This window comes from Streptomyces lushanensis (assembly GCF_001700515.1).
In the GTDB taxonomy this organism is placed as follows: domain Bacteria; phylum Actinomycetota; class Actinomycetes; order Streptomycetales; family Streptomycetaceae; genus Streptomyces; species Streptomyces lushanensis.
This window is the reverse complement of record NZ_MAUD01000671.1, coordinates 1-547: the sequence shown is the minus strand read 5'-3', so window position 1 is coordinate 547 and position 547 is coordinate 1. Positions and strand designations below refer to the sequence as shown.

The 547-nt window shown below is 71.8% G+C and carries 1 pseudogene; it reads left to right on the top strand.

What is annotated here, in order from left to right:
• Positions 1 to 547, top strand: a pseudogene (locus BFF77_RS32295) (hypothetical protein); the annotation flags it as partial.

The window sequence follows — 547 nt, the reverse complement described above, 5'->3', positions numbered from 1 at the left end:
GCCGCAGCCGATCGGCAGGTGCACCACGACGTCCGGCGTGGTCCTCGCGGTGGACTTCAGCCACTGGGGCGGCCCGGTCTACCGCTCCTGCGGCACCACACCCACGACCGGCCACGAACTGCTCAACCAGGGCGGCTGGCGCACCACGGGAACGGGGCACGACGGACCGGCGTTCATCTGCCGCATCGGCTACAGCGGTCACCAGGGCGGCAAGCAGTACCCCACCCCGGCGCAGGAGGACTGTGTCCTCACACCGCCCGCCTCCGCGTACTGGTCGTACTGGCACGCCAACCCGGGCGACAGCACCTGGGAGTACAGCCAACTCGGTGCCATGACCTACAAGCCCGAACCGGGCAGCGTCGACCTGTGGATCTTCGGCGGTACGGACATCGAGGGCACCCAGGGGCGCCCGACGCTCACTCCCGACCAGCTCCGTGCCCGCAACACGAAGCCGGTCGGATCCGGTTCGCAGGACAAGCCCGCCCCCCGGCCCGGCGGGACCGAGGCTGAGGAGACGCGGAAGCCCCCCGCGCCCGCGCCTTCGGCG